This window comes from Allorhizobium sp. nf9_anc (genome assembly GCF_056323085.1).
Genome location: NZ_CM150481.1, coordinates 1,590,712 through 1,615,854, shown reverse-complemented (window position 1 = coordinate 1,615,854; position 25,143 = coordinate 1,590,712). Strand labels below are relative to the sequence as shown.

Below are 25,143 nucleotides of genomic sequence, written 5' to 3'. Positions count from 1 at the left end.
CACCGCTCTGTCCCCGACCGAAAAATCGGTGACCGGCAGGGTCGAGGGGGTGGCAAGACCGCGGCCGGGGGTGGCCGCCACCCCTCAAAACTCAAGGATTTCAGCCCGTTGCCACGCTGCTGCACCGCACAGTGTGACTTTTCATACTTGCCAAGGTCCGAAAATGCCCCTACCTCTTTCTCCGTTCGGGCACCAAAGATCCCGGAGACTGGACTGACTTGTATGGACCGCATCTGCGGTCATGGGGGCCTTCTCCCGCCGGTAGACGTTCTTTCCCCGTTATCGCGACCACTCGACGGTTCCGTTTCGGCGGAACTTCAACCAGCCGCTTCCGGTCCGCCGGCCGCGGCGCAGACGACAAGAAATTCGGGAACAAGGAACTCTCCCATGGCCACCAAGGGCACCGTTAAATTCTTCAACCAGGACAAGGGCTTCGGCTTCATCACCCCGGAAGGCGGCGCGAAGGACGTATTCGTCCACATCTCCGCGCTCCAGGCCTCGGGTCTCCAGACCCTGCAGGACGGCCAGCAGGTCACCTTCGACACCGAGCCGGACCGCATGGGCAAGGGCCCCAAGGCCGTCAACATCCAGGCTGCCTGATTACAGATTTCAAATGGCGTCCCCCGGGACGCCATTTTCGATTTCAGGGCCTGAAAACGCCCGAAAGCCGCGCTAGAACCTATTCCGCAGCGGCAGAGCTGTTCGAAGCGCCCTGTGTCTTCGGACCTCCTAAGATGTCGACCGCCGCAAAGGCCGCGGCAATCAAGTCAGGCGAAACACCCGGCTTGGTCGCCTCCGACGACAGGATCTGCCGATAGCGCCGCGCGCCGGCATAGCCCTGGAACAGCCCGACCATATGCCGCGTGACATGGTTGAGCCGCCCGCCGGACGCGATCACCCGCTCCGCATAACCGATCATCGCATCGCGCACCCGATCCCAGTCGACCGTCTTGGCCACATCGCCATAGATCCGCTGATCGACCCCGGTCAAAAGCGTCGCATTGTGATAACTCGCCCGCCCCAGCATGACGCCATCCATGACGGAGAGATGCTCCACAGCCTGGTCGAGATCGCTGATCCCGCCATTGATGCCGAGGAAAACGTCAGGGTTCTCCCGCTTCATCCGATAGACCAGCTCGTAATCCAGCGGCGGGATCTCCCGGTTCTCCTTCGGGGAAAGCCCCTTCAGCCAGGCCTTGCGCGCATGGATCCAGATCGCATCCGCCCCCGCCCCGATCATCCGGGCGAGAAATTCGGGAAGCACCTCGGCCGGCTCCTGATCATCGACCCCGATCCGGCACTTGACGGTAACCGGCACCGTCGCCACCTTTTTCATCGCGGCGACGCAAGCCTCGACCACCTCGGGCGTCTGCATGAGACAGGCGCCGAACGTCCCCGACTGCACCCGATCCGACGGACAGCCGACATTGAGGTTGATCTCGTCATAGCCATAGTCAGAAGCGATCCGGACCGCCTCGACCAGCTTTCCCGGATCCGACCCGCCGAGCTGCAGCGCCACCGGATGTTCTTCACCGTTGAACGACAGCAGCTTCTCCCGCGGTCCATGAATGATCGCATCGGCCACCACCATCTCGGTATAGAGCAGCGCCTGGCTCGACAGCTGCCGATGAAAGAACCGGCAATGCCGATCCGTCCAGTCGATCATGGGTGCAACGGCAAACACCGCCCGCCCATAGGGCTTGGGACCGGGTATGTCACGGGTGAGGAAGTCGGTTTCTGTCGTCATGGGCGCGCCAATAGCATGTTTCCCCGCAAAAGACACCATGCCGGCCGGGCCCCGCTCAGCTGTCCAGCCCGATCACCTTTTCAAGCCGCTCCCAGGTATCGTCCATGGCATAGGCTGCGAGGAACGGCAGATTGATATGGCCGTAGATCGGCGAGAGCTGCCATTCGGCCTCCTCCTCATCGATGCCGGCGACCTGTTGCAGGAAGATCACCGAGGCGAGCCCCGTGCGGTCGGCCCCCGACATGCAATGCACGAGGATCGGCTGTTCGGCGGTCTTGAGCAGGGTCAGCAATTGCTGCGCCTTTTCCGGCGTCAGGTCCTTGCGGGCCGAGATGCCGAAATTCATATGCGTCGCGCCATGCGCCGCGGTGGCTACGACCCCGTCGTCATACCAGACCTTGCCGACATTCTCGCCACGCAGGTTGATCACCGTCTTGATGCCGTAACGGTCGATCTCCTCGCCCAGCCGCTCGCCGGAGAGCTAGGCCGAACGGTAGAGCTGGCAGGGCAGGACTTCATGGAAATTGCCGGACAGGATCAGGATGCCGACATAGGCACCGAACAGTGCGGCAAGCCCGGCAAGGGTGAGGCCCGACCGCAAGGCAATCCTGCGCCAGCCGCCTACCGGCCGCGCCCTGCGCTCCAGGCTCTCGTGATTATCCTCGACACTCGACATTGCAAATTCCCCCGGCCCGGCCCGAATGACCAGCCTTGCCCTGCGGCTCATGGCCCCCGATTCAGATGTTTCGATGGCAAAGGCTCAGCCCCACAAGGCGCAGAACCAAAAAAGTCCACGCAAGCTGCCGAGCCTTGCCCTCACTCGCCCGCCTGGAACTGCAAAGGCCATTCGGACGGCTCGGACTGCACGCCGTCGCAATTGACCTTCTCGCGATATTCCATCAGCTGGAACTCAAAGGTCTCGCCCGGCGCATCCATTAGGCGGAAGACCTGGTAGGTGCCGCAATCCCCCTCGCCGCGCCCAAGCGAGGTCGAGATGAAGACGCCCTCTTCGGCAAAGACCTCCGGGTTCATCATCTGCGCATTGTTCTCGCCCTCCAGCGCCGGCGGATTGGGCAGGCTGAGCATCGTTGCCCAGTCGGCGGGCGGATTTTGTGTGATCGCGAAGATACTGGTGCCCTGATAGGCGCCGAGGAAACACGGGACTTCCCAGAGAATGAAATTGTCATTCACCGCATAGCGCTGACCCGGATAGGCAAGCGTATCCGGCTCGCTGCACTCGTCGGGCGCATAGGTCGCGATCTCGTTGCGAACCGCCGCCGGCACCTCGCTGGTGGCCGTGAGCGTGACAGGCGGGGTGAGCGGCAACCCGACCGGACCGGTATAGGGAGAAGGTCCGCCAGCCGCGGCGCCCTCGTCAGAGACAGGCTCCGGCGTAGCTTGCGCCGTCTCGGGCGCCGGCGAGCCGGGACAGCCGATGACGCCCTTGGCACCCGCGACGAAAGGCGGAAGATCTTCGCGGACCACGGTGACTGTCGCCTTGCTGACCGTCTGCAGCGATCCCGTGACGACCGCCTCTTCGATCCGCACCAGTACATGCGTCGCATGATCGGCGCTGGAATAGAGCCGGTAACCGAGCCGCGGCGGCGGATCGAAATCGCCCCGTGCACTCTCGTTCAGCGGGATCTTCTCCTTGCCGATCTCGACGACCGCCTGCATCTGCACGCCGTCCTTATCGTACGGCATGTAGATGAGATAGGCATACTTGTCCGTCTCAGGATCCTTGTTGCTCTGCCAAAAGGCGAGATGGCAGGTGCTGAGGCCGCCTTCAATTTCATGTTTGCCGAACAGCTTGAGGTCGATCGCCGGCTCTTGTGCGACAACGGGATGCGACGCGGCAAAAGCCAGCGCCAGAGCAAGACAAGGCAATTTCAAAGACGGCATGGTTCCCCCTGATCCCGGACCGCGCCCTGCCCCACGGCAGCGCAATCCACCCAAATTTTAGGGTATCGTCAGAGACGGGTCCTCACAAGCCGGAACCTTCTCTAGATGCGGATCAAAAAAGGCCGCTCACAGCAGACCCAACTCTGCCAGTTCCCGCTTCAGGTCGTCGGGCATATCCTCGATATTGGCACCGGACGCGGACAGGTCGCGGGGCGCGGCGTCGGCATCCAGATAGCGCCAGCCCTGGAACGGACGACGCGGTGCGGGCGCCACCTCGATCACCTCGGGGCCGAGGATCAGTTCGCAGCGCGAAATCCCGTCACCGCCGGTGAAGGTCTTGATGTCGAGGAGCTTCTGGCGCGCCGACAACTGGCCCTTGATGATCCAGTAGAGCGAACCACCATCGAGCAGCTCTTCCATGCGCTTGGGCACCATCCGGGTGACATGCGAGCTATGCGGCTCAAGACCCGCCGCCACAGCCACGAGACAGCGTTCGGCGACCCAGTCGCGAAGGTCGTCGATTGAGTCGGCTCCGACGCAGAGCTTGAGGAGATGCAGTGCCATGACACCCGAGATAGCCGGTCCCGGCTGCGGGTCAAGGGCTGGGGTGTCGCAGGGGGACGTGCTCAACAGTTTCGGTGGTTACTTTGATGCTTCGTCATCCTCGGGCTCGTCCCGAGGATCTGCCGAGGGAGGCTATCCGCTCAACGATGGTCTGGATATGCGACCTTTACCGTCGGGGGGCGGAGTTCGCGTAGCAGATCCTCGGGACAAGCCCGAGGATGACGCCGCAGATGGTATCAGGACAGGAGCAAAGCCCCTGCCCGCCTCAACACTCCACAACGTTGACGGCCAGACCTCCGAGCGAGGTTTCCTTGTATTTCTCGTTCATGTCGTTGCCGGTCTGACGCATCGTCTCGATACATGCGTCGAGCGGCACGAAATGCACGCCGTCGCCCTTGAGGGCGAGCGAAGCGGCGGTGACGGCCTTCACGGCGCCCAGCGCATTGCGCTCGATGCAGGGAACCTGGACGAGACCGGCGACCGGGTCGCAGGTCATGCCCAGATGGTGTTCCAGCGCGATTTCGGCGGCGTTCTCGATCTGCTCCGGCGTGCCGCCCATGACGGCGGCAAGACCGGCGGCGGCCATGGCAGAGGCCGAGCCGACTTCGCCCTGACAGCCGACTTCAGCGCCCGAAATCGAGGCATTGTGCTTGATGATGCCGCCAATGGCCGCCGCCGTCAGCAGGTAGTCGCGAATGCCCTGCTGGTCGGCGTCGGGATGGAAATGCAGGTAATAGCGGATGGTGGCGGGCACGACGCCGGCAGCACCATTGGTCGGAGAGGTCACGACGCGGCCGCCGGCTGCATTCTCCTCGTTGACCGCCATGGCATAGACCGAGAGCCAGTCATTGGCGAGAACAGGGTTGAGACGGTTCGAGCGCCATTCCTCCTGCAGCTGGTCATGGATCGATTTCGCCCGGCGGCGAACCTTCAATCCACCCGGAAGCTGGCCGTCCTGGCGCAGGCCACGGTCGATACAGCTCGACATCGCGTCCCAAAGCCTGTCGAGACCGGCATCCAGATCCTCGCGGGACCGGACGACTTCTTCATTGGCACGCTTCATCTGCGCAATCGTCATGCCGGAGGCGGCGGCCATGGCGAGCATCTCCTTGGCCGAGGCAAAGGGATACGGCACCTTTTGCGCCGAGGCCTGCTTCTTCTGCTTCTGCATGGCGAGCAGCTCGGTGTCGGTTACGACGAAGCCGCCACCGATCGAATAATAGATCTGGGTCAGCAGGACGCGCCCGTCCTTGTCCAGCGCCGAGAGCCGCATGCCGTTGGCATGGCCGGACAATGGGGTCTTCTTGTCGTAGACTAGATCGTCCTTCGGCTGGAAATGATAGGCCGGATGGCCTGATGGCGTGACGCGACCTGTCCGTTCCACCTCGGCTATGATGCCCTCCATCCGATCAGGATCGATGCTGTCGGGCGCCTCACCCATCAAACCGATGATGACGGCATTGCCGGTGCCATGGCCGATGCCGGTGTAGGCGAGCGAACCATGCAGGCTCGCCTTCAGCGCTGCGACATGGGCGCCTGCCGGGCGCGGCCACTGGTCGGAGAGAATGAGATCGAGAAACCGGTTGGCCGCCGTCATCGGACCCATGGTGTGGGAACTCGAGGGGCCGACGCCGATCTTGAACACGTCGAAAACCGAAAGAAACATGGGGCTCCTCGCATGCGGGACTGAAAGCGCAAAGGCTAGAGCATCGCCTAGCACGAATGCGCCTTGCAATCGACATCGGCTTTCATGGCCGCGACATGGCAGAGATGGTGTTTTACCCCTGAAACGCAAACAGCGCGGTCGAAACGACCGCGCTGCCTGTTCAATCGCCTGTGGCGGATGTCAGATCGTGCCGAAAAGGTAGGCCAGGCACATAACGCCAGCAAAACCCATCAAGGCACGGAAGGTGACACCCCAGCACGACTTCTGGAAACTGCCTTCCATGGAAACTCCAAACGAGGTCACATCACAAGGAAAGCCGTCCCCCGACCGCTTTCTGATGCTTGATCTATTAAAATCGGGCAGGCTTCGCAACTGCAAAAATGGCAAAAGGGAGGCGCATTTTGCGTATCAGGCATGCACCCCTTGCATGGATTTATGAAATAACAATGAGTTAGCCAGTGGAAGCGTTAACGACCGCCTCATTCGCCCTGCCTCAATTTGGACCAATATCTTTCGCGTGGTTAATTCCCATTGTGGACAAGCCAGTCGACGGGATAATGGCGCCTGCGATCAGCCTTGAGGATTCGCCGCAATGACCATCGTCGACTACTGCGCCATGGCGCTCTTTGTCCTGCTCTGGCTCGCCTATGCCCGCATCACCGGCAACCAGCAGATATTGTCGCGCACGAGCCTGACCAAGGCCATGGCCGAGCGGCGGCGCGAATGGATCCTGAACTCGATGACCCGCGACCTGAAGATGATCGACACACAGATCATGGGCGGATTGCAGAACGGAACGGCATTCTTCGCCTCGACGACGATCTTCGCCATCGGCGGCTGTTTTGCGCTGCTCGGCGCGACGGAACAGGTCGACGCCATCCTCCGCGACATACCCTTTATCGTCCAGGGCGGCCGGGCGACCTTCGAGCTCAAGGTCTGCGGGCTGATTGGCCTCTTTGCCTATTCCTTCTTCAAGTTCGGCTGGTCGTATCGCCTGTTCAACTACTGCACCATCCTGTTCGGCGCGATCCCGATGATGGAAGAAGCGGCCAAGGATCCGAAGCGGGCGATGGACGCGGCCGAACGCACCATCCGGATGAACATCATCGCTGCCAGCCACTTCAACATGGGCCTCCGCGCAATCTTCTACTCGATCGGCTATCTCGGCTGGTTCGTCAGCCCCTGGGTCTTCATGGTGGCGACCGTACTCGTCTTTATCGTCCTGCTGCGCCGGCAGTTTTTCTCCGAAGCGCGCCTTGCTCTGCTGACCGAGCGCGATACCTGAAAGCGGGAGGAGGCCTGCAAAGCCTTGATTTTGCCGTGTTTGGCACCGACCCCGCAGGCTGAGCCAACCCGTGGGCAGCGCGCCTGACGAACGAGACGTGAAGGAAGACTGCGTGGCAGACACGACTGAGCCCCGATCCGGTTCCGCCCGGCCGCGCCTTCTGGCTCTCGATGCCGCACGCGGGCTCGCCCTGATCGCCATGGCGAGCTATCATTTCAGCTGGGACCTGGAATTCTTCGGCTATCTGGCGCCGGGCACATCCACGCAGGGCTTCCTGCGGATCTATGCCCGGATGATCGCCTCGAGCTTCCTCTTCCTGGCAGGCTTCAGCCTCGTGCTGGCCCAGTATCCGAAGCTACGGCTGCAGCCCTTCCTGCGCCGGCTAGGCATGATCGTGATAGCAGCCGCCGCCATCTCGGTCGCGACCTTCTGGTTCACGCCGGACAGTTGGATCTTCTTCGGCATCCTGCATGCAATCGCGCTCTCCAGCCTGATCGGTCTTCTGTTTCTGAAGCTTCCGCCGCTCGTCACGCTGCTTGCAGCGGTGGTCGCCTTCGCCCTGCCCGCATATCTCCGGTCGCCAAGCTTCGATGCGCCCTGGTTCTGGTTCCTCGGCCTCTCCGAAACCCTGCCCCGTTCGAACGACTATGTGCCGCTCCTGCCCTGGATCGGCGCGTTGCTGACGGGCATCGCGGTCGCTCGCTTCCTGGTGGATGGGCAAAGGCTTGGCTGGATCGACCGGCTGCCGGCCGGCCCGCGTTGGCTGCGCTGGGGCGGACGGCATTCGCTGACCGTCTATCTGCTCCATCAGCCGGTGCTGATTGCGGGACTTTATCTCGCAAGCTTCGTTATCCCGCCGCCCGCCGTCGATCCGGTTGCGCAGTATATCGGGAGCTGCGAGGCAAGCTGCCTCGAACAGGGCAATGAAGCGGGGCTCTGCCAGCGCTTCTGCGCCTGTACGCTGGAACGGCTGCAGGCGGAGAACCTATTCTCTCCCCTCCAGTCCGGCGCAATCTTGCCGGAGCAGGATCAGCGCATACAGACGCTGGCCGACGAATGCACGTTGAGGAGTCAGTCAGCGCCGTAACGGGGAGTTCTTCAATGAATGCCTACCGTGCGAAGCCTCTGAAATATCCCTGGCCGCCGATGCTCTATCTGACGAGCATCCTGACGGCCATTCTGGCCGGACGCATTGCGGCGCTGGCACCGATCCCCTCGCCCCATCCGCTGTTGTTGCCGTCGATCGGTTTCGCGATTGCGCTGGTCGCCGTCACGCTCGATATCTGGGCGGTGCGCACGCTGATGGAACGACAGACACCCGTGCTCGACAGCGGCTGCGCCCGCTATCTCGTCACCTGCGGTCCCTTCCGCTACAGCCGCAACCCGATCTATCTCGGCTATACGCTGTTCACGGTGGCGCTTGGGCTGATGTCCGGCAACAGCTGGTTCTTTATCGCGGCTCTGGTGTCGCTCGCGGCCACACGGCTGCTCGCCATCCCAAGCGAGGAGCGCCATCTCGAAGCGCGATTCGGCTTCGATTACGAGCACTATCGCAAGCGGACGCGGCGTTGGTTTTGATCAGGTGAGTGGCGCGGGGTTAGGCGGCGTCAGGTGCCGACGCCGATTTCCACCAGGCGCGTCAGGCAGGCTTCTTCGGCCTGGTCGAGTTCGGATAGCGTCTCGTCGATGTCGCGGCGCTTCTGGCGAAGCTCGTCGCGCTTCTCGTCGATCTTCTTCATCATCAGCTTGAGCTGGCCGATTTCGCCCGGCGGCTCCTTGTAGACGTGAACGATTTCGCGGATTTCGGCGATGGTGAAGCCGATGCGGCGACCGCGCAGGATTTCCTGCAGAAACCGACGGTCAGCGGCACGGTAGAGGCGCGTGCGGCCACGACGTTCCGGATGCAGCAGGCCCTCGTCCTCGTAAAACCGCAGGGTGCGCGTCGAAACACCGAATTCACGCGTGAGCTCTGTTATGCTATAGTATTTCTTCACGGTCATCCGATCCTGTACTGGAGACCATGATATTGACTTTTACGTACAAGTCAATTTTTTGCCCCGCCATTCCCCTGTAACGCAGCCCTTTAGGGCGCGCGCGCTGTGCCCTGCATCACATGAACCACCAGGTGGCAAGGCCGAGAAAGGCAAAGAAGCCGGTGATGTCGGTGACTGTGGTGACGAAGACCGCGGAGGCAACCGCAGGGTCCGCCCCGAATCGGTCGAGCGCGAGCGGAATGAGGATGCCGGCGATGGCAGCGGCCATCATGTTGATAAGCATCGCGGTTGCGATGATGCCGCCGATATTGGCATCCTGAAACCAGAATCCGGCGACGGCCCCGATCAGAAGACCGAAGATCACCCCGTTCAGGAGCCCAACCCCTGCTTCACGGCGCACGACGCGGAAGGCGTTGTGGATGTCGAGATTGCGGGTGGCGAGCGCGCGAACCGTCACGGTCATGGTCTGCGAGCCGGCATTGCCGCCCATGCCCGCCACGATCGGCATCAGCACGGCGAGCGCCACGATCTGCTGGATCGTCGCCTCGAACAGCGAAATGACCGAGGCGGCCATGAAGGCGGTGACCAGATTGACCGCCAGCCATGGCACGCGCGAGCGGGAGGTTTCGCCAATGCTGTCGGAGAGCTCTTCGTCGCCGACACCGCCAAGGCGCAGAAGGTCTTCTTCCGCCTCTTCCTGGATCACGTCGACCACGTCGTCGATGGTGAGCACGCCGACGAGCCGCTCGTTCTCGTCGACGACGGCGGCCGACAGAAGGTCGTATTGCTCGAAAACCTGGGCCGCCTCTTCCTGGTCCATTTCGGCCGGGATCGGGTGGTTGGTCGCATGCATGATGGTTTCGATCTTCACCTGGCGCTTGGTGCGCAGGATGGCATCGAGATTGACCGCGCCGAGCAGTTTGAAGGTCGGGTCGATGACGAAGATCTGGGTAAAGCTCTCCGGCAGGTCCTCCTCGTCGCGCATGTAGTCGATCGTCTGGCCGACCGTCCAGAAGGGCGGAACGGCGACGAATTCCGTCTGCATGCGGCGACCAGCCGAGCTTTCCGGATAGTCGAGCGCTCGGCGCAGGCGCACCCGCTCTGTGAACGGCAGCTGCGCGAGGATTTCCTCGCGGTCCTCATCGTCGAGGTCTTCGAGAATGTAGACAGCATCGTCGGAATCGAGCTCGCCGATGGCGGCGGCGATCTGCGCATTCGGCATCTGGTCGACGATCTGCATGCGGATCGCTTCGTCGACTTCCGTCAGCGCCGTCATGTCGAAATCGTCGCCGAGCAGGCGGATCATTGCCAGTCGCTGGTCGGGCTGGATCGCCTCGATGAGGTCACCGAGTTCCGATTCGTGCAGCTTTGCGACGTATTGGCGCAGGAAGATCACGTCGCGATCGGCAATCGCCGCGCCGACCATAGTCAGGAAGTCGTGGCGAACCGAGCCTTCCTCGTCATAGATGTCGTCCTGCCTGTCTTCGGCCGCCGGGCGGTCGAGAATCTCGTCGTCGTTCTCTGTCATCCCAACCTCACGCTTTGCGGCACCATGCCTCGACGACCCGGAGAATGGCCGCAAAAACCCTCAAGTCAACAAGCAGATAGCGGAAAAACGCGCATGTCTGTGCAAAGCACCGCGCTTCCTGCTAGCGTGACCGACAGGCCACAGCCGATTGCCCGGACACACCGCCAGAAGTGAGCTTACCGTGACCCGCCTGACCATTCGACGCTATCCCGATCCGGCCCTGAAAGCGGCGGCAGAACCCGTCGCCGACTTCGGCCCCGAGCTCGCGACGCTTGCCGATGATCTCTACGAGACCATGAAAGCCGCACCCGGTGTGGGCATTACCGCAACCCATTGCGGCATCCTCAAGAGGCTGATCGTCATCGACTTGCCGGAACTGGGCGGACGGCAGAACTACGTCAATCCTGAGATCCTCTGGTTTTCGAACGACGTCATGACCCACACGGAGGGCAGTGTCTCGATGCCAGGCATGACGGAAGAGGTCACGCGGCCAAAGGCAGTAGGCGTCCGCTACCAGACACTCGACGGTGCGGTGGTGGAGGAAGACCTAGAGGGCTTCGCCGCCATCTGCATGCAGCACGAGGTCGACCAGCTCGACGGCATCTTCTGGGTCCAGAAACTATCCCGCCTGAAGCGGGAGCGGCTCCTCAAGAAATGGGAAAAGACGGCCCGCTGACGGACGCGGCCGAACAAAGCGGAAGGCCCGGCGTTATCCCGTCACCAGAGTGACGAAGGAGCCCCCGATGGCCAAGGACGACCGCAAGACCGAATTCTCCCGCGAAGACGAATACCGCGATTATGATCAGCGCAATATCGGCGAAGGCTGGCCCTATGCCGATGGTCCGGGTGCGACAGCATCCCCGGTCGACAATCGCGGCTACGGCGAGACGGGCGCCAACTTCGACCGGGAGCGCAATGAGGGCTTCAGGGTCGAGTCGGTCACTGGAGAAGGCTTCGAGCCGAATCTCGCGACGCCTGACACGCCTACGACCGAGGGTCGCGAGGATGATGACCAGCTCGAATCGGACATTTCAACCGCACTGGAAAGCTTCGACGACACGGTGCTGACCGGCCTGGACATCCATGTCGACGGCCATGTCGTGACGCTGCGCGGCGCCGTAGACACGGCCGAGGAGCGCCGGGCGATCGAACTGAAGGTGCTTTCCGTGAACGGGGTCCGCGAAGTGAAGAATTTCGTTACGACACTCGGCGTCGATAGCCATATTCCCAATGATGCCGACTAAGAAGTCCTTGAAAATCGGCAACAAAAAACCCGGCTCGAAGGCCGGGTTCTTTTTTTTGGTGCGGTCGAGAAGACTCGAACTTCCACGGGTTGCCCCACAGCGACCTCAACGCTGCGCGTCTACCAATTCCGCCACGACCGCATCGTGGTAGGCGCCGAATTGCTCCGGCGGGGCTGCATGTAGCAAAAGCCTCTGGGGTCCACAAGCCCGCCGTGACAGATTTTTGAAAATTCGTCATGGGCGGTGGAAAAGCCCTCGGGATGGGGGTGGCTGCAGCCCTTGAAGTCCGGGGCTTTTCTTGCCAAATAAAGGAAAAACAAGGCTTTGCGCCTATCCACAGCCGAAGGCAAATTTCATGCTCCGCACTGATCTCGACCTCTCCATGCACGCCCAAGAAGGCTCGGCCCCGGTGCGCTGGCGAGTCGCCGACGGACTTGTCGGATATGAGGATGCAGTCGCCGAGATGGAGCGGCAGGTGGCCGATATCGCCGATGGCAAGGCCGACGAACTGGTTTGGCTGGTGGAGCACCCTGCCCTCTATACCGCCGGCACGAGTGCCGATTCCAAGGACCTGATCGAGCCGGATCGCTTCCCGGTCTTTGCCACCGGCCGCGGCGGCGAATACACCTATCACGGCCCCGGCCAGCGCGTTGCCTATGTGATGCTTGACCTCAAGCGCCGCCGCCAGGATGTCCGCGCCTATGTGGCTGCACTCGAAGAAGTCGTCATCCGCACGCTCGACAGCATGAACGTCAAGGGCGAGCGCCGCGAAGACCGCGTCGGCGTCTGGGTGCGCCGCCCGGAAAAGCCCACTCTTCCCGACGGGACGATGAGCGAGGACAAGATTGCAGCACTCGGCATCCGGTTGCGACGCTGGGTGAGCTTTCACGGGCTGTCGATCAATGTCGATCCGGACCTCTCCCATTTCGGCGGCATCGTGCCCTGCGGGATCTCCGCCTATGGCGTGACCAGCCTGGTTGATCTTGGCCTGCCTGTGATGATGGCGGATGTCGATATCCGTTTGCGGGAGGCGTTCGAAGACGTCTTCGGCCCGACGACGAACGAAGCCTGACGGCTTACGCCCGTCCCATGACGGGCCCGTCGAGATCACCGGCATCCCGCCGGCGCTCATCTCGTTCCTCGTAGGTTTCGATCTGTCGGGCGATCTTTTCGATGAGGCGCCCGCATTCGAGATGTGCATCGGTCAAGCGTTGGAGTTCGAGCTTCAGCGCCTCCAGTGGCAAATCTCCGGATTCTTGGATCGGACCCGAGCCCACACCGGTCATCAGCCACATCGGCGAAACACCGAGGATGCCGGCGAGATCGATGAGGCTCGACGGACGCGGCTCCGCGCGGTCGGCTTCCCAGGCGAGCAGGCTGTCGCGTTTCACGCCAATGCGATTTGCGACATCCGCGAGCGATAGACCGGAGGCGTCACGCGCCGCGGAAAGGCGCCCTCCAAGCGTGTCGTCACTGGAATCCGTCATACGGGAAAAACGCTCGCGTGCGGGCATTCGCGACCTCCTGATCGTTCGGTTCCGTCAAGCCAGGTGCCGACGGATGACAAAGTTCCGATCTCACATCTCTACATTAGCGGATGCATAGACCCCGCATCTTCCCCGGCGCGCCACCCACGAGTGTAAACCCGCCACATGGCCTCAGCCGAAAGATGCGTACAAACGCCTGTTAAACGCGAAGGTCTTTCCTTTGTTCCCGAGCTTCTTTCACTTGATCACAAGGGGCGGGTCATGCTTGTTCAGCGAACGCAGCACGCTCCTCTTGTCCGAGTCTCTTCCATGCTCAGCTCGTCTTCCACTCCCTTTCGCGGCATGGTCCTGATGGCGGCCTGCATGCTCGTCCTGCCTGTGATGGACGCGATCGCCAAATACATGGCGACGGTGGAGGGCATGTCACCGGGTCAGATCACGTTCTACCGCTTTTTCTTCCAGCTCGCCTCGGTGCTTCCGGTGCTGATTGCGATCAACGGCATGGGCGCCTTTTCGGCCAAGCGCCCCTGGATCAACCTGCTGCGCGGCGCCATCCACGGCGCGGCAAGCCTGATGTTCTTCATGGCCGTCAAATACATGCCGCTGGCCGATGTCTTCGCGATCTATTTCGTCGAGCCCTTCATCCTGACGGCCATGTCGGCGGTTTTCCTCAAGGAAAAGGTCGGCTGGCGCCGGTGGCTGGCGATTGCGGTCGGCTTTGGCGGCGCGATGATCGTCATTCAGCCGAGCTATGAAGTGTTCGGGCTGACGGCGCTACTCCCGGTCGCCTGCGCCTTCCTCTATGCGCTCTACATGTTCCTCAATCGCGCGATCGGCGAGGCCGATTCACCGATGACCATGCAGACCATGGCGGGCATTGGCGGAACGCTGTTCATTGGGGCGACGCTGCTGCTCGGGACCGCAGCCGGCGATGCCCATTTCGAGATTGCGCTCCCGACCTCGGCCCTTGGGCTCGGGCTGCTGATCATTCTGGGCGCGATTTCCGGCTATATTCACCTGCTCGTCGTCCGGGCCTTCCGCATGGCGACCCTCTCGGTGCTGGCGCCATTCCAGTATTTCGAGATCATCGCTGCCGTCGCCCTGGGCTATCTCCTGTTCGACGAGTTTCCAACGCCATCGAAATGGCTGGGCATCCTGATCATCGTGGGTTCGGGTCTCTTCATTCTCTGGCGGGAGCAAAAGCGGGCATCCCCCTCTCAAACGGTGCCGGAAGCGGGCTGAGCGAAGCGGCAGGATATGTTGCATTTGAGCGATTCCAGCGATGGAATCGTAAGGCTTCTCGCTTAGGTTGGGCCCATCAATCCTCACCATTGGGAGAGCCTTCTTGGCGACACATCAGGCCGCAGTCTTTCTGGCCGCGTTCAACCTCGCTTTGCTGTGGCTCCTGATGGCAGCCCCGCTGGGGCGCCGGACGATCCGTGTGAGCCGGATCATTCGCGAGCGCCCGGAAGAACTCTGGAACATCACGCGGCCGGCCGGCGATCTGACGGCCTGGCACCCGAACGTGATCTCTGTTGAGCCTGTCGACGGCAAGCCGGATCTGATCGAGTTCGCCTACCGGAACCCGGACCGCCATGGCCGTCCGAGCCGACGCACCATGATAGTTGATCGCACCGCCATGACCGCTGGCACCTGCTTTTCCTGCGACCTGAGGGTAGTCGGCGACAGCACGCTCGATCAAACCTTCTGGGAAGGCTATCGGGAAAGCCGGAAGGTCGAGCGCGCGCCGCTGGGCAGCCGGGTCACCTTCGAGCAGACGGACAATTATCGCGGCCTTGCCTTCTATCTCTTCCGCAAAATGGCGCTGTCCCGCGAACTGGCCTCGCTGAAAGACCATGTCGAGGAACGCCACAGCTCCGGCTTCCTGCATTTCGAGCATCCGGCCTGGCAGACGGTGCTGGTCATCATCTCGACGCTTCTGCTCTGGCCATTCTTCAGCCTGACGGCGACAGGGCTGATGATGTCGGTCTTCCTCACCCTCGTCATCCTCTTGCACGAACTCGGACACATGGTGGCCTACCGCGCCTTTGGCCATCCGAGCGTCCGGATGATCTTCGTGCCGCTTCTGGGCGGGATCGCAATCGGCGGGCGGCCCTATAACAGCCATTTCGAGGTGGCGACCTGCGCCCTGATGGGAGCGGGCTTTTCTGCGCTTCTGGTGCCGATCCTGGTCGCGGCCCACCAGTCGGTGCAAGGCATTCCGCATCCTGCGGCCATGGACGGTCCGACGCTTGTCTTCCTCGTCATTCTCGGCGCCTTCAACCTGTTGAACCTGCTCCCGACCTACCGCTTCGATGGCGGACAGGTTCTACGCCAGGTCTTCGAAGGGCAAAGGGCGCTCGCCATCACCAGCTTCGTCGTAACAGGCGTGATCCTTTGGACCGGCTGGCGCATCGGCCTGGGGGCGCCGATGCTGATCGGTGGCCTGATGATCTTCATCCTGCTCAGCCTGATCAGGACGAAATCGATCAAGCCGCGCGAGGCGCTGGTGCCGATGAATGCGGCCGAAAGGCTGATGACCGGCTTTGGCTATTACGCAGCGCTCGCCATCCATGCCTATGCCGTCATCTATGCCTGCGACAGGTTGTTTGACTGAAGTGCACCATCCCGCGAAAGCTTGACATCGCCGGGCGCTCAGGTTCCAAGAAGCGCATGGACACCGAGAACACACCCCTCTCCGCCGGCTATCACGATGTCGCGCCCGATATGCTGGCGACGATCGTTACCTGCCTTGAAATGACGGCAAGACCCGCGCCGCGCGCCAATCCGCCGACGGATGGATTGACGGTCGAGCGCTGGCATTCGCCGTCGCTCAATGACTATCGCGCGCTCTATCGCCAGGTCGGCGAAGACTGGCTCTGGGTCTCGCGCGCAGTCATGGCCCACGATGCTCTGCTGGCGATCATCGGGGACCCCGCAGTCGAGATCTATGCCATGATGCAAAATGGCGAGCGGTTGGGCCTGCTGGAACTCGACTTCCGCGAGGCCGGGCAATGTGAACTGTCCTTCTTCGGGCTCGACCAGAGCCTGATCGGTGCTGGCGCCGGGCGCATCCTGATGAATGTCGCGATAGACAAGGCCTGGGAGAAACCCATCTCGCGATTCTGGGTCCACACCTGCCATCTCGACCACCCGGCCGCCCTCGCCTTCTACCAGCGCTCGGGCTTCACGCCTTACAAGCGTATGGTCGAAATCTTCGAAGACCCGCGTCAGACCGGGAAACTGCGCGCCGATGCCGCTCAGCATTTCCCGATCCTGAAGTCTGAATAGCCAAGAAAAATCAGACTATTGATAAAATCCGGCTCGCCCCTTGAGCCGGATGGCAATGCCGTGCGAAAGTCCGGCCCAACGATTTGTCAGGGAGAAAAACCATGGATGTTCGCGCCGCCGTCGCCGTTCAGGCTGGAAAGCCGCTCGAGGTCATGACCGTTCAGCTCGAAGGCCCGCGCGCGGGCGAGGTGCTGATCGAGGTCAAGGCCACCGGGATCTGTCACACCGACGATTTCACCCTTTCGGGCGCTGATCCCGAAGGTCTGTTTCCGGCGATTCTCGGCCATGAAGGTGCCGGCATCGTCGTGGATGTAGGCCCAGGCGTCACCTCGGTGAAGAAGGGCGACCATGTCATCCCGCTCTACACGCCGGAATGCCGCGAATGCTATTCCTGCCTGTCCCGCAAGACCAACCTCTGCACCGCGATCCGCTCCACCCAGGGCCAGGGTCTGATGCCGGACGGCACCTCGCGCTTCTCGATCGGCAAGGACAAGATCCACCACTATATGGGCTGCTCGACCTTTGCGAACTACACGGTTCTGCCGGAGATCGCGGTCGCCAAGGTCAACCCGGACGCGCCCTTCGACAAGATTTGCTACATCGGCTGCGGTGTCACCACGGGCATCGGCGCCGTCATCAACACCGCCAAGGTCGAGATCGGCGCGACCGCGATCGTCTTCGGCCTCGGCGGCATTGGACTGAACGTGTTGCAGGGCCTGCGCCTTGCTGGCGCCGACATGATCATCGGCGTCGACATCAACCCGGATCGGAAGGCCTGGGGCGAAAAATTCGGCATGACGCATTTCGTCAATCCGAAGGAAGTCGAAGGCGACATCGTGCCGTATCTGGTCAACATGACCAAGCGCAACGGCGACCTGATCGGCGGCGCCGACTACACCTTCGACTGCACCGGCAACACCAAAGTCATGCGCCAGGCACTTGAAGCCTCGCATCGCGGCTGGGGCAAGTCTGTCATCATCGGCGTTGCCGGTGCCGGCCAGGAGATCTCGACGCGTCCCTTCCAGCTGGTCACCGGCCGCAACTGGATGGGCACGGCCTTCGGTGGTGCGCGCGGCCGCACCGACGTGCCGAAGATCGTCGACTGGTACATGGAAGGCAAGATCCAGATCGACCCGATGATCACCCACACCATGCCGCTCGAAGACATCAACAAGGGTTTCGACATGATGCATAAGGGCGAGAGCATCCGGGGCGTCGTGGTCTATTGATCACGGGGCCTGCCTACACGGTCGATGTGCGGAGGCTCGATGAGTTCTCCGCCGTCGACCTCTACGCCATGCTGAAACTGCGCGTCGATGTCTTCGTCGTCGAGCAGCACTGCCCCTATCCGGAGCTGGATGGAAACGATATCGACTGCCTGCATCTGCGACTGCTGGATGGAGACGACCTGATCGCCTGCGCACGGCTCTGGCGCCCGACGCCGGAGCATCATCCGCGCATTGGCCGCGTGGCGGTGTCGCCCAACCATCGCGGCAGGCGGCTGGGCGAAGCCTTGATGCGCGAGGCAATTGCGGAGGTGGAGAAGCGCCATCCCGGCGAGCCGATCGAGATCTCGGCGCAGAGCCATCTGCAGAAGTTCTATGGGTCGCTCGGGTTCGAGGTGATCTCGGAGGAATATCTGGAGGATGGGATTCCGCATGTCGATATGCTGCGGCGGGGGTAGGTTTTGGAGCCTAAGTTTTCCGGGCGTTCTATGGTGTGCAGCTGCTGGAGAATGATACAGTCTGGTTTAGCGACGATCGGACAGGAGGCACAAAAATGCCCCGACATTTCGACAAAGAATTGAGCCTCTAAGAACTGAAAAACCTGTCGGACGAAGATATCGACACCAGTGAGATTCCAGAGTTAGACGAGGACTTTTGGAGCAACGCGGTCCTCCTGCAGGCGGAGGCAGGCCTCGGAAGCGGTGCATTGGCACCGATGGAGAGTGCTGACGAGCTAATCTCGGTCTTCAAGCGACGGCAATAGAGCTGGCATAGAGACTTCCGCCTCTTCCCCTTCCGGCGATACCTGATTATCTACCAGCCACTCGACACCGGGGACGGGATCGAGCTCATCCGTCTCCTGCATGCGGCGCGAGACTATCGCAGATTTTTTGACGACTGATCAAATGCCCGAAATCTATGTCGATGCCGATGCCTGTCCGGTGAAGCCGGAGATCCTGAAAGTCGCCGAGCGGCATGATCTGCCGGTGACCTTTGTGGCGAATTCGGGCCTGCGGCCTTCGCGCGATCCGATGGTGAAGAACGTCATCGTATCAGGTGCCTTCGATGCGGCCGACGACTGGATCGCCGAGCGTTGCGGCGAAGGTGATATCGTGGTTACCGCCGATGTGCCGCTGGCCGGTCGTTGCGTGGCGGCCGGTGCGCTGGTGACAGGGCCGACGGGGCGGATCTTCGACACGGCCAATATTGGCATGGCGACGGCCATGCGCGATCTCGGAGCCCATTTGCGCGAGACCGGCGAGAGCAAGGGCTACAACGCTGCCTTTTCGCCGCGCGACCGCTCGGCCTTCCTCGAAACGCTTGACAGGCTCTGCCGCCGGATCAAGAAGTAGGCCCTCATTCAACGGCCATAACGGCGGCGCGACGCTTTGAAAAATATGATGAATTCAGTGCTGGATCATCGCTACCGCGCCTTCATGGTGGCGGGTGTGATTGCGCTTTCAGCTCTGCCCTTCGCCGTAGTCTACGAACCCGATGTCACCATCGAGTTGCCGGCCATCCTGTTCTTCACCGTCTATCTCACCCTCGCCTTTTTACGCCTGCGGCGGCTTACGCCGGCCTATCTCAAACAACGTGCCGACGTCGCCGATGCCCCGGCCTTTGTCATTCTCGGCGTTACGGTGCTCGCCATCGTCGCTGCCATCGGCTCGCTGTTTCTGGCGCTGAACCGCGAACAGCAGGCGGGACTGGGTGAACTGGCGCTCGCCGTTGCCGCCGTCGTGCTGGGCTGGCTGACGATCCACACGATGGCGGCGATGCACTACGCCCATGTCTACTGGCGGCCCTCCCGCGCCCATGAGAACGGGCGGCGCGGCGGGCTCGACTTTCCCGGCACGCCAGATCCCTGCGGTCACGATTTCCTCTATTTCTCGCTGGTCATCGGCATGACGGCCCAGACATCAGACGTCGTGATCACCTCGACCCCGATGCGCAAGCTGAACCTTGTGCATGCCACGATCTCCTACTTCTTCAACACCGTGCTGGTGGCCGCCGCTGTCAACGCGGCCGTGTCGCTCGCCGGCTGACCCATTCCCAGGACAAGGAAGCTTCCCGATGAACATTCTCTCCCAGAACACCGCCTTCGGCGGCATGCAGGGCGTCTTCTCGCACCAGTCGGAAGCGACAGGCACCGAGATGACCTTCGCCGTCTTCGTGCCGCCCCAGGCGATCGCCGAGAAGCGTCCCGTGCTCTGGTATCTCTCAGGCCTCACCTGCACCCATGCCAATGTCATGGAAAAAGGCGAATACCGCCGTATGGCCGCCGAACTCGGCCTGATCGTGGTTTGCCCGGACACCAGCCCGCGCGGTAATGACGTGGCAGACGAGTTGACCAACTGGAAGATGGGCAAGGGTGCCGGCATGTATCTCAATGCCACTGAAACGCCCTGGGCGGAGCACTACCAGATGTATTCCTACATCACGGAAGAGCTGCCGACGCTGGTGGCCGAGCAATTCCGGGCCGATATGAGCCGCCAGGGCATTTTCGGCCATTCCATGGGCGGCCATGGCGCGATGACGATTGCGCTGAAAAATCCCGACCGCTTCAAGAGCTGCTCGGCCTTCGCCCCGATCGTTAATCCGCTGACGGCCGACTGGACGCAGGATGCGTTTGAAAAATATCTCGGCGCCGACCGCGCCAAGTGGCGCGAATACGACGCCTGCGCGCTCGTCGAGGACGGCGCCCGTTTCACGGAGTTCCTGATCGACCAAGGCAAGGCCGACAGTTTCCTGGAGACAGGTCTCGCCCCCTGGAAATTTGAGGAGGCGGTGAAGGGCACGGATATCGGCCTGACGCTGCGCATGCACGAGCGCTACGACCACTCCTACTACTTCATCTCGACCTTCATGGAGGATCATTTGAAGTGGCATGCGGAACGGCTGGGTTGAAAGCCAGCGGGCTCGTCCCGAGCATCCACTACCGTTGAATTGGGTGAGACATCAGTAGATCCTCGGGGCAGGCCCGAGGATGACGGTGGTTTAGTGCGCTCGCCTCCAGACGCCCGTCACCCATGCCCATGCCCATGGCGATGATGCAGATCCGGATAATGCGGGTGTTTGTGGCTGAGCGGCGTGTGGCGGTGCCAATGTGCATGCGGCTCGGTCACCGGGCCATCATGCACATGGCTGTGATGATCGTCATGGCTGTGAAGATGATCGTGCTCGAGGGGATCGTGCACATGGTCATGTTCATGCCGTTCCGACAGATGCAGCCATAAGCCGATCCCCATCAGGAACGCCGCGAGCAGAAGCGAGACGGATGGCGCCTCACGAAAGACGGTCACGGCGATCAGGGCGCCGATGAAGGGCGCGAGCGAGAAATAGGCGCCGGTGCGCGCGGTGCCGAGATGGCGCAAACCCAGCATGAACATCACAAGGCTTACGCCGATGCCGAGAAAGCCGACCACGGCGCCGGCGGCGATGATCGTCATGTCAGGTATGGCGGCGCCGAGCGTAAAGGCAAGGATGACGTTGGTAGATCCGGCGGCCAGCCCCTTGATCACCGCGATCTGCACCGGGTCGGCAGACGAAAGCTTGCGGGTCAGATTGTTATCAATGCCCCAGCAGAGACAGGCGGCCGCAATCCATAGACCGCCCGGATCAAGCTCAAAGCCGCCCCCATCGAATGACAGAACGACGGCGCCGAGAAGGATAGTGAGAGCGCCGATCAACAGGCGGCGATCGACATTTTCGCGAAACACCAGCCAAGCGATCAGCATGGTGGCCAGGCCCTCGAGGTTGAGGAGCAACGAGGCGGAGGAGGCAGTCGTCAGCGACAGCCCGAGCATCAGGAACAGTGGTGCGATGATGCCGCCGAACAGCACGACGGCGGCAAGCCAGGGCAGATCGGGGCGGGAGAGCGGGGTTTCGACCCGCTGAAGCCCGATCAGTGGCCGCCCCCAGTGAACAAGCGCCAGGCCGACGCCGACCCCGAGATAGAGGATACCCGCCAGAAGCCACGGATCCACGCTGCCGAGCAGCCATTTCGACAGCGGCGCCGAGGCGCCGAAGAGGATGGCCGAGCCGAGGGCGAGCGGAACGCCCGGAAAGAGATGGGAGTGGGGATGGTCCATGCGCCGAGTTTAGCGAGAATGTCGAAAGCGTACAGCCCGATTCACGCCGCAACTGTCCATCCCGGCACGAATGCACTGGCGCAGTGGGATGCTGTGACCGCCGGGCGTCGTCATGCTCGGGCCTGTCCCGAGCATCTACGACCGTCGAATTGACTGAGACCTCAGTAGATCCTCGGCACAAGGCCGAGGATGACGACGGGGTATGTCAGCGCGCGCCCCTCACCCCCGCCGATAGACGAACCGCTCGAAGTCCGCCGGTCGGCCCTGACCCGTGATGTCGAAGCAGAACATGCCGGCGAATGCCCCGGTAAACGAGCCGTGTTCGCCGAAGCCGCCTTCGTCGGAGACGACACCGGCGTCGAGGACAGGGCCGATGGGCTGCCATGCACCCTCGCCCGCTGGGCGCCAGGAGAATTGCAGATCGTTGTCGGTGATGTCCATGGCAAGATCGATCGCGCCATCGGGGATCGACTGGCCCATCCCGATCGGGAAGGTGAGATTGCCGGAGGGGTAGTCACCCGGGCAGGACAGGATGATCAGCGAGCGGCCGAGCTTCTCGTCGGTCGAGACCCCGAGTGCATGGAACTTGTAGCGGTTGTAGTAGTGGGTCAGGCCTGCGACTTGTTGGTAAGTGTCGGGCGAGAATTCCAGCCGCGTCTCGGCATGGAAGCGGTGATGCTCCTGGCGACGGGCGATGAGCGACTGCTCGAACCAGGAGCCGATGCTTTCACGACCGAAGAGGCGCAAGCGCCCTGCCCGCGCGCTCAGGCTGAACAGGCGCTCCGGCTGCGGCGTGCGCAGCCACTGGAATTCCCTAGGTAAGTCTGCGCTGTCGAACGTTCTGATGATCTCGACTGGCTCCTCCCGTTTGACTGCACCAAGAGGCGCCGGCACCTCGACGGCTGGCACAACGCCGCCCTGCTCGAGATAGAGCCAGTCATCGTCCTTCCAGACGCATTTCTGCAGGCCCGTCTCGCGACCCAGCGTGCAGCGGCGCTTCGGCGCCATGGGGCGACCGCAGAGATGGGTGTGGTAGAATTGGCCATCGGGCGTCTCGACATATTGGCCGTGGCCGGCGCGTTGCAGGATAGCGTCGGGGGCATCTTTCGAGGTGATGAGATGCGTGTTCGGATGCATCTCGTAAGGGCCCTCGATCGAGCGCGCGCGGGCCATGGTCACGACATGGTCGTAGCCGGTGCCGCCCTCGGCGGTGGTCATGTAGTACCAGCCATTGCGCTTGAAGAGATGCGGGCCTTCGACGAGCCCCTGGCTGCTGCCCTCGAAGATGTTCTTGATCGGGCCGGTGAGCTCTTGCGTCTGCGGGTCCCATTCCTGCAGGAGGATGCCGTCGAACTTGGCGTGGCCGATGGTGTTGCGCGCCTCGGGGCGGTGGTTCCACTGCATGTTAAGGAACCACTTTCGCCCGTCGTCATGGAAGAGCGAGGGGTCGAAGCCGGAGGAATTGACATAGATGGGATCGGACCAGGGGCCTTCTATCGAGGGTGCCGTGACGATGTAGTTATGCGCATCCTTGAACGAGCCTTCGAAGCGCTTGACGTCGGTATAGACGAGCCAGAACAGGCCATCGGCGTAGGACAGGCACGGTGCCCAGACGCCGCAACTGTCGGGATTGCCGCGCATGTCGAGCTGCCTCGCTCGGTTGAGCGGACGGGTCACGAGCTCCCAGTTGGCGAGATCGCGCGAGTGGTGGATCTGCACGCCCGGAAACCACTCGAAGGTGGAGGTGGCGATGTAGTAGTCGTCGCCCACGCGGCAGATCGACGGATCCGGATTAAAGCCGGGCAGGATGGGGTTGATGATCATGGCGTGTGGTTTCTCCTGCCTGATGGCTTATTGCAAATTGATGGCCCACCTCCCCCTTGATGGGGGAGGTCGCCGCGAAGCGGCGGGTGGGGGGGATCCATGCGAGTTCGACACCATGAGTGAAGCAAAACTCGTGCACGTCACCCCACCCCGGAGCTTCGCTCCGACCCTCCCCCTCAAGGGGAGGGTGGAGTGGGCCTTACTTCTTCTTCCGTGGCGGGCCCTTGCGCTCGGCAGAGGCCGCCCAGATGTTGATGTCGGCGTCCTTGGCGAAGACGTCGATTTCGGCGAGTTCTTCTGCCGTAAAGTCCGGCGTCTCGATCGCCTTGACGCAGTCCTCCACTTGGGAAGGCTTCGACGCGCCGATCAGGGCGGTGGTGATATGGCCGCCGCGCAGCACCCAGGACAGCGCCATCTGCGCCAGCGTCTGGCCGCGCTTCTCGGCGATGCGGTTGAGGCCCCGGATGTTTTCAAGATTGCGCTCGTTGAGGAAGCCCGGATCAAGCGACTTGTCCTGGGTGGCGCGGGTGCCTTCCGGAATGCCGTTCAGGTATTTAGAGGTGAGCATGCCCTGCGCGAGCGGCGAGAAGACGATCGAACCGACACCGAGGTCTTCGAGGGTATCGATCAGCCCGTCTTCCTCGATCCAGCGATTGATCATCGAATAGCTGGGCTGGTGGATGAGAAGCGGCGTGCCGAGGCTCTTAAGGATGGCATAAGCTTCGCGGGTGCGCTTCGAATTGTAGGAGGAGATGCCGACATACTGCGCCCTGCCCGACCGCACGATGTGGTCAAGCGCGCCGCAGGTTTCCTCAAGCGGCGTGTCGGGATCGAAGCGGTGGGAATAGAAGATATCGACATAGTCGAGGCCCATCCGCTTCAGGCTCTGGTCGCAGGAGGCGATCAGGTACTTGCGGCTGCCCCATTCGCCGTAAGGGCCGGGCCACATGTTGTAGCCGGCCTTGGACGAGATGATCAGTTCGTCGCGGTAACCGCGGAAATCGGTCTTGAGGATTTCGCCGAACGCTTCTTCGGCAGAGCCGGCCGGCGGGCCGTAATTGTTGGCGAGGTCGAAATGGGTGATGCCGAGATCGAAAGCCTTGCGGCAGATCGCCTGCTTGGTGGAATGCGGCGTGTCATTGCCGAAATTGTGCCAGAGGCCGAGCGAAATCGCCGGCAGCTTCAGCCCGCTCTTGCCGCAGCGATTATAAGTCATCCGCTCATAGCGGTTTTCGGCGGGGGTATAGGTCATGGATGGTTCTCTCCCAGAAGGTCATGGTCGCATGATTGCCCC

At 62.0% G+C, this 25,143-nt stretch carries 28 protein-coding genes and 1 tRNA gene; 16 read left to right on the top strand and 13 right to left on the bottom strand.

The features are described from left to right. Positions 1 to 387: 387 nt before the first annotated feature. A complete protein-coding gene (locus AC02Y0_RS07630) occupies positions 388 to 600 on the top strand; it encodes a cold-shock protein (RefSeq protein WP_006724570.1) in 213 nt (70 codons plus the stop codon). Between the two features lie 79 nt (positions 601 to 679). Here AC02Y0_RS07630 and dusA read toward each other — a convergent pair whose 3' ends face one another. From dusA to AC02Y0_RS07600, 6 genes are all read right to left on the bottom strand, one after another. Further along, positions 680 to 1,747, bottom strand: coding sequence for a tRNA dihydrouridine(20/20a) synthase DusA (gene dusA / locus AC02Y0_RS07625; protein WP_476383346.1), 1,068 nt, complete (start codon positions 1,745 to 1,747; stop codon positions 680 to 682). 55 nt (positions 1,748 to 1,802) lie between these two features. Further along, positions 1,803 to 2,177: a tyrosine-protein phosphatase gene (locus AC02Y0_RS07620; RefSeq protein ID WP_476383345.1), complete on the bottom strand. Its 375-nt coding sequence runs from the start codon at positions 2,175 to 2,177 to the stop codon at positions 1,803 to 1,805. 51 nt (positions 2,178 to 2,228) lie between these two features. Continuing rightward, on the bottom strand, positions 2,229 to 2,423 hold the full coding sequence (locus tag AC02Y0_RS07615; protein ID WP_476383344.1) for a hypothetical protein: 195 nt from the start codon (positions 2,421 to 2,423) through the stop codon (positions 2,229 to 2,231). Between the two features lie 140 nt (positions 2,424 to 2,563). Then, entirely contained in the window at positions 2,564 to 3,649 is a 1,086-nt protein-coding gene (locus tag AC02Y0_RS07610; RefSeq protein ID WP_476383343.1) for a DUF1176 domain-containing protein, read from the bottom strand. Between the two features lie 126 nt (positions 3,650 to 3,775). Continuing rightward, positions 3,776 to 4,213: a DUF1489 family protein gene (locus AC02Y0_RS07605; protein WP_148167216.1), complete on the bottom strand. Its 438-nt coding sequence runs from the start codon at positions 4,211 to 4,213 to the stop codon at positions 3,776 to 3,778. Positions 4,214 to 4,478: 265 nt separating this feature from the next. Next, complete coding sequence (locus AC02Y0_RS07600) at positions 4,479 to 5,879, bottom strand: L-serine ammonia-lyase (protein ID WP_444558487.1); 1,401 nt, start codon at positions 5,877 to 5,879, stop codon at positions 4,479 to 4,481. Positions 5,880 to 6,471: 592 nt separating this feature from the next. On the opposite strand from AC02Y0_RS07600, the gene AC02Y0_RS07595 reads away from it, so the two are divergent. From AC02Y0_RS07595 to AC02Y0_RS07585, 3 genes are all read left to right on the top strand, one after another. After that, positions 6,472 to 7,164 (top strand): DUF599 domain-containing protein, encoded by a 693-nt coding sequence (locus tag AC02Y0_RS07595; RefSeq protein ID WP_476383342.1) that lies wholly within the window; start codon positions 6,472 to 6,474, stop codon positions 7,162 to 7,164. A gap of 112 nt (positions 7,165 to 7,276) precedes the next feature. Beyond that, entirely contained in the window at positions 7,277 to 8,251 is a 975-nt protein-coding gene (locus AC02Y0_RS07590; RefSeq protein ID WP_476383341.1) for an acetyltransferase domain-containing protein, read from the top strand. 14 nt (positions 8,252 to 8,265) lie between these two features. After that, positions 8,266 to 8,742 (top strand): methyltransferase family protein, encoded by a 477-nt coding sequence (locus AC02Y0_RS07585; protein WP_476383340.1) that lies wholly within the window; start codon positions 8,266 to 8,268, stop codon positions 8,740 to 8,742. Between the two features lie 29 nt (positions 8,743 to 8,771). On the opposite strand, the gene AC02Y0_RS07580 is transcribed toward AC02Y0_RS07585, so the two are convergent. Together AC02Y0_RS07580 and mgtE are read right to left on the bottom strand one after the other, a co-directional pair. Beyond that, positions 8,772 to 9,164: a MerR family transcriptional regulator gene (locus AC02Y0_RS07580; protein WP_054149681.1), complete on the bottom strand. Its 393-nt coding sequence runs from the start codon at positions 9,162 to 9,164 to the stop codon at positions 8,772 to 8,774. 109 nt (positions 9,165 to 9,273) lie between these two features. Beyond that, positions 9,274 to 10,686, bottom strand: coding sequence for a magnesium transporter (mgtE, locus tag AC02Y0_RS07575; protein WP_476383339.1), 1,413 nt, complete (start codon positions 10,684 to 10,686; stop codon positions 9,274 to 9,276). Positions 10,687 to 10,867: 181 nt separating this feature from the next. Here mgtE and AC02Y0_RS07570 point away from each other — a divergent pair, with 181 nt between their 5' ends. Together AC02Y0_RS07570 and AC02Y0_RS07565 are read left to right on the top strand one after the other, a co-directional pair. Next, positions 10,868 to 11,362 (top strand): peptide deformylase, encoded by a 495-nt coding sequence (locus tag AC02Y0_RS07570; protein WP_476383338.1) that lies wholly within the window; start codon positions 10,868 to 10,870, stop codon positions 11,360 to 11,362. Between the two features lie 67 nt (positions 11,363 to 11,429). Next, positions 11,430 to 11,930 carry a BON domain-containing protein gene (locus AC02Y0_RS07565; RefSeq protein WP_476383337.1) on the top strand — a complete coding sequence of 167 codons (501 nt, stop codon included), beginning with the start codon at positions 11,430 to 11,432 and terminating at the stop codon, positions 11,928 to 11,930. 56 nt (positions 11,931 to 11,986) lie between these two features. Here AC02Y0_RS07565 and AC02Y0_RS07560 read toward each other — a convergent pair. Continuing rightward, a tRNA-Leu gene (locus AC02Y0_RS07560) sits at positions 11,987 to 12,071 on the bottom strand. A gap of 214 nt (positions 12,072 to 12,285) precedes the next feature. Here AC02Y0_RS07560 and lipB point away from each other — a divergent pair. After that, on the top strand, positions 12,286 to 13,002 hold the full coding sequence (gene lipB, locus AC02Y0_RS07555) for a lipoyl(octanoyl) transferase LipB (protein ID WP_476383336.1): 717 nt from the start codon (positions 12,286 to 12,288) through the stop codon (positions 13,000 to 13,002). Between the two features lie 4 nt (positions 13,003 to 13,006). Here the strand turns inward: lipB and AC02Y0_RS07550 are convergent, their stop codons facing one another. Further along, positions 13,007 to 13,444: a helix-turn-helix domain-containing protein gene (locus AC02Y0_RS07550; protein ID WP_476383335.1), complete on the bottom strand. Its 438-nt coding sequence runs from the start codon at positions 13,442 to 13,444 to the stop codon at positions 13,007 to 13,009. Positions 13,445 to 13,726: 282 nt separating this feature from the next. Here AC02Y0_RS07550 and AC02Y0_RS07545 point away from each other — a divergent pair, with 282 nt between their 5' ends. The 9 genes from AC02Y0_RS07545 (at position 13,727) to fghA (ending at position 20,841) form a co-directional block, all read left to right on the top strand. Further along, positions 13,727 to 14,659, top strand: a complete 933-nt coding sequence (locus AC02Y0_RS07545; protein ID WP_476383334.1) for a DMT family transporter — start codon at positions 13,727 to 13,729, stop codon at positions 14,657 to 14,659. A 103-nt stretch (positions 14,660 to 14,762) separates the two neighbouring features. Then, entirely contained in the window at positions 14,763 to 16,034 is a 1,272-nt protein-coding gene (locus tag AC02Y0_RS07540) for a zinc metalloprotease (RefSeq protein ID WP_476383333.1), read from the top strand. A 56-nt stretch (positions 16,035 to 16,090) separates the two neighbouring features. Continuing rightward, positions 16,091 to 16,708 carry a GNAT family N-acetyltransferase gene (locus tag AC02Y0_RS07535; RefSeq protein WP_476383332.1) on the top strand — a complete coding sequence of 206 codons (618 nt, stop codon included), beginning with the start codon at positions 16,091 to 16,093 and terminating at the stop codon, positions 16,706 to 16,708. Between the two features lie 101 nt (positions 16,709 to 16,809). After that, the gene (locus tag AC02Y0_RS07530; protein ID WP_102020154.1) at positions 16,810 to 17,937 is read left to right on the top strand and encodes an S-(hydroxymethyl)glutathione dehydrogenase/class III alcohol dehydrogenase; all 1,128 of its coding nucleotides are present in this window, start codon (positions 16,810 to 16,812) and stop codon (positions 17,935 to 17,937) included. Then, complete coding sequence (locus tag AC02Y0_RS07525) at positions 17,937 to 18,392, top strand: GNAT family N-acetyltransferase (protein WP_476383987.1); 456 nt, start codon at positions 17,937 to 17,939, stop codon at positions 18,390 to 18,392. Before AC02Y0_RS07530 ends, AC02Y0_RS07525 begins: the two co-directional genes overlap by 1 nt. A gap of 347 nt (positions 18,393 to 18,739) precedes the next feature. Continuing rightward, a complete protein-coding gene (locus AC02Y0_RS07520) occupies positions 18,740 to 18,835 on the top strand; it encodes a hypothetical protein (protein WP_476383986.1) in 96 nt (31 codons plus the stop codon). Between the two features lie 4 nt (positions 18,836 to 18,839). Then, positions 18,840 to 19,286 (top strand): YaiI/YqxD family protein, encoded by a 447-nt coding sequence (locus tag AC02Y0_RS07515; protein ID WP_140827743.1) that lies wholly within the window; start codon positions 18,840 to 18,842, stop codon positions 19,284 to 19,286. A 48-nt stretch (positions 19,287 to 19,334) separates the two neighbouring features. Beyond that, positions 19,335 to 19,979, top strand: a complete 645-nt coding sequence (locus tag AC02Y0_RS07510) for a DUF1345 domain-containing protein (protein WP_476383331.1) — start codon at positions 19,335 to 19,337, stop codon at positions 19,977 to 19,979. 28 nt (positions 19,980 to 20,007) lie between these two features. Then, complete coding sequence (gene fghA / locus AC02Y0_RS07505; RefSeq protein WP_476383330.1) at positions 20,008 to 20,841, top strand: S-formylglutathione hydrolase; 834 nt, start codon at positions 20,008 to 20,010, stop codon at positions 20,839 to 20,841. Between the two features lie 116 nt (positions 20,842 to 20,957). Here the strand turns inward: fghA and AC02Y0_RS07500 are convergent, their stop codons facing one another. The 3 genes from AC02Y0_RS07500 to mgrA form a co-directional block, all read right to left on the bottom strand. Further along, entirely contained in the window at positions 20,958 to 22,025 is a 1,068-nt protein-coding gene (locus AC02Y0_RS07500; protein ID WP_476383329.1) for a DMT family transporter, read from the bottom strand. 219 nt (positions 22,026 to 22,244) lie between these two features. Continuing rightward, on the bottom strand, positions 22,245 to 23,849 hold the full coding sequence (locus AC02Y0_RS07495) for a glycoside hydrolase family 43 protein (RefSeq protein ID WP_476383328.1): 1,605 nt from the start codon (positions 23,847 to 23,849) through the stop codon (positions 22,245 to 22,247). A 199-nt stretch (positions 23,850 to 24,048) separates the two neighbouring features. Continuing rightward, complete coding sequence (gene mgrA / locus AC02Y0_RS07490; RefSeq protein WP_476383327.1) at positions 24,049 to 25,101, bottom strand: L-glyceraldehyde 3-phosphate reductase; 1,053 nt, start codon at positions 25,099 to 25,101, stop codon at positions 24,049 to 24,051. Between the last annotated feature and the right edge of the window lie 42 nt (positions 25,102 to 25,143).

Excerpts from the sequence above, each read along its gene's own strand:
- AC02Y0_RS07630 (WP_006724570.1), top strand. The coding sequence starts at position 388 with ATGGCCACCAAGGGCACCGTTAAATTCTTCAACCAGGACAAGGGCTTC.
- dusA (WP_476383346.1), bottom strand. The coding sequence starts at position 1,747 with ATGACGACAGAAACCGACTTCCTCACCCGTGACATACCCGGTCCCAAG.
- AC02Y0_RS07615 (WP_476383344.1), bottom strand. The coding sequence starts at position 2,423 with ATGTCGAGTGTCGAGGATAATCACGAGAGCCTGGAGCGCAGGGCGCGG.
- AC02Y0_RS07610 (WP_476383343.1), bottom strand. The coding sequence starts at position 3,649 with ATGCCGTCTTTGAAATTGCCTTGTCTTGCTCTGGCGCTGGCTTTTGCC.
- AC02Y0_RS07605 (WP_148167216.1), bottom strand. The coding sequence starts at position 4,213 with ATGGCACTGCATCTCCTCAAGCTCTGCGTCGGAGCCGACTCAATCGAC.
- AC02Y0_RS07600 (WP_444558487.1), bottom strand. The coding sequence starts at position 5,879 with ATGTTTCTTTCGGTTTTCGACGTGTTCAAGATCGGCGTCGGCCCCTCG.
- AC02Y0_RS07595 (WP_476383342.1), top strand. The coding sequence starts at position 6,472 with ATGACCATCGTCGACTACTGCGCCATGGCGCTCTTTGTCCTGCTCTGG.
- AC02Y0_RS07585 (WP_476383340.1), top strand. The coding sequence starts at position 8,266 with ATGAATGCCTACCGTGCGAAGCCTCTGAAATATCCCTGGCCGCCGATG.
- AC02Y0_RS07580 (WP_054149681.1), bottom strand. The coding sequence starts at position 9,164 with ATGACCGTGAAGAAATACTATAGCATAACAGAGCTCACGCGTGAATTC.
- mgtE (WP_476383339.1), bottom strand. The coding sequence starts at position 10,686 with ATGACAGAGAACGACGACGAGATTCTCGACCGCCCGGCGGCCGAAGAC.
- AC02Y0_RS07565 (WP_476383337.1), top strand. The coding sequence starts at position 11,430 with ATGGCCAAGGACGACCGCAAGACCGAATTCTCCCGCGAAGACGAATAC.
- lipB (WP_476383336.1), top strand. The coding sequence starts at position 12,286 with ATGCTCCGCACTGATCTCGACCTCTCCATGCACGCCCAAGAAGGCTCG.
- AC02Y0_RS07550 (WP_476383335.1), bottom strand. The coding sequence starts at position 13,444 with ATGCCCGCACGCGAGCGTTTTTCCCGTATGACGGATTCCAGTGACGAC.
- AC02Y0_RS07545 (WP_476383334.1), top strand. The coding sequence starts at position 13,727 with ATGCTCAGCTCGTCTTCCACTCCCTTTCGCGGCATGGTCCTGATGGCG.
- AC02Y0_RS07535 (WP_476383332.1), top strand. The coding sequence starts at position 16,091 with ATGGACACCGAGAACACACCCCTCTCCGCCGGCTATCACGATGTCGCG.
- AC02Y0_RS07530 (WP_102020154.1), top strand. The coding sequence starts at position 16,810 with ATGGATGTTCGCGCCGCCGTCGCCGTTCAGGCTGGAAAGCCGCTCGAG.
- AC02Y0_RS07515 (WP_140827743.1), top strand. The coding sequence starts at position 18,840 with ATGCCCGAAATCTATGTCGATGCCGATGCCTGTCCGGTGAAGCCGGAG.
- AC02Y0_RS07510 (WP_476383331.1), top strand. The coding sequence starts at position 19,335 with ATGAATTCAGTGCTGGATCATCGCTACCGCGCCTTCATGGTGGCGGGT.
- fghA (WP_476383330.1), top strand. The coding sequence starts at position 20,008 with ATGAACATTCTCTCCCAGAACACCGCCTTCGGCGGCATGCAGGGCGTC.
- AC02Y0_RS07500 (WP_476383329.1), bottom strand. The coding sequence starts at position 22,025 with ATGGACCATCCCCACTCCCATCTCTTTCCGGGCGTTCCGCTCGCCCTC.
- AC02Y0_RS07495 (WP_476383328.1), bottom strand. The coding sequence starts at position 23,849 with ATGATCATCAACCCCATCCTGCCCGGCTTTAATCCGGATCCGTCGATC.
- mgrA (WP_476383327.1), bottom strand. The coding sequence starts at position 25,101 with ATGACCTATACCCCCGCCGAAAACCGCTATGAGCGGATGACTTATAAT.